This is a genomic window from Bradyrhizobium sp. (genome assembly GCF_016462955.1).
Taxonomy (GTDB): Bacteria; Pseudomonadota; Alphaproteobacteria; order Rhizobiales; family Xanthobacteraceae; genus Bradyrhizobium.
Map to the genome: position 1 here is coordinate 1 of NZ_JAEMSD010000847.1, position 1,744 is coordinate 1,744.

Sequence of the window (1,744 nt, forward strand, 5' to 3'; positions counted from 1 at the left end):
TTCTTTCGTGCAGACTGCTCCGCGGCCGTACCGGTCGACCACCTCACTTACGCTCAAAGCATCTCGCCGATATCTGACGCGCCGCTGGGATATGCGAACATGGTGGTCTTCAACTGCTCTGCCGTCAGCCCTTGCCTGATCGCCAGTGCAAAGATGTTGATCACTTCGTCAGCGTGCGGACCGACAAGATGGGCGCCGAGGATGCGGTCAGTGTCCGCGTCGACCAACGTTTTGAAGCCATACACCGTCTCGGCCTGCTGGCGTGCGGTGAACCAGCCGTCCACGCGCTCGGTCTTTACGCGAACGTTCAGGCCTTTCTCACGCGCCTTGGCTTCGCTCATGCCGACGGCTGCGATCGGCGGGATGGTGAAGGCGACACTCGGAACGCCTGTGTATTCAGGCCTGACCGTGTTGCCGTTGAGCAGGTTCGCCGAGACTACCTTCGCGTCATGGCTTGATACCGGAGTGAGCGGCGGTCCTAGGCCGGCGGCATCACCTGCTGCGTAGACCGCGGGGTTGGAGACGCTTTGCAAAAATCCGTTCAACGCCAGCCGCCCGTTATGGTGCTTTACGCTCCCGGCATCGAGATCGAGCGTCGCGAGCGCCGGCGCCCGACCCGCGGCATGGACGACCAGATCTGCGTCCATATCGAGTTCGCCGTCAGGACAGTCCGCCCGGACGCGATAGCCGTCTGATACCTTCTCAATGGCGGTCACCCCTGCCTGTGTGCGGACATTGATGCCGCGCTCGCTGAACTTGTCCATCAGCCAGCCGACGAGATCGGGGTCGAATTGCTTGAGCATTCGCTTCCCGTGCTGAAGAATTGTGACCTGTGCTCCGGCGCGCGCCGCGATGTGCGAAAACTCGGCCGCGATATAACCGCCGCCGACAAGGACGATGCGTTCAGGCAGGCTCTCCAGTTCCAGGAAGCCTTCATTGGTGATCAGGTGCTGCTCGCCCGGAATGCCGAGCGGCACGGCCTCGGCGCCGGCGGCGATCACGATACGGTCCGCCTCGATCCTCTCTCCTCCGAACTCGAGCGCATTCGGGCCGATAAAGCGAACGTGACCGTGGAAGGCGTGAATCCCTTTGTCGGCAAAGGCTTTCTCACGCTTCTGCGGTACCGGATCGGTGAAGCTGCGCTTGAAGGCCATCAGTCCCGTCCAATCGAGCGTCGCGTCCCCTTCGATTCCACGTCCGCTCATGCGCCAGGCGTGATCAGCCGCCTCGGCGCCGCCGACCATCATCTTCTTCGGATCGCAACCGCGCAAGGCGCAGGTGCCCCCGAAGGGCCGGAAGTCCGCGACGGCGACGCTCCAGCCAGCCGCACGAACCCTGTGTGCTGTTACGATCGCAGCCGTTCCCGTGCCGATGATCGCAAGGTCATATCTCTTCGCCACTAGATCTCCTCCAACATTGTCACGTTCGACATCCGAGCCTTCACGGCTCAGCCGGCGCAGCATGAGAGCTTCGCCACGTCCTTGTCGAAGGCAAGAGCCGCGAGCTTCAGGCCCTCAACGGTGGTGAGATACGGAAAGAGCGTATCCGCGAGGTCGTCGACGGTGAGGCCGTGCCGGATTGCCAGGGCCGCCGTCTGGATGCTGTCGGCTCCCTCCGGTGCGAGGATATGCGCCCCGAGCAGCCGGCCGCTGCCAGCGTCGGCGACGAGCTTGATGAGCCCGCGTGTGTCTCGGGCGGCAATCGCGCGCGGCACCTGGTCGAGACCGCTCGTGGAGACACGGAC

At 63.5% G+C, this 1,744-nt stretch carries 1 protein-coding gene and 1 pseudogene; both read right to left on the minus strand.

The features are described from left to right. Positions 1–53 precede the first annotated feature (53 nt). Positions 54–1,400, minus strand: coding sequence for an NAD(P)/FAD-dependent oxidoreductase (locus tag JHD07_RS39120; RefSeq protein WP_012112814.1), 1,347 nt, complete (start codon positions 1,398–1,400; stop codon positions 54–56). Between the two features lie 47 nt (positions 1,401–1,447). Next, positions 1,448–1,744: pseudogene (locus JHD07_RS39125) on the minus strand (mercury(II) reductase); the annotation flags it as partial.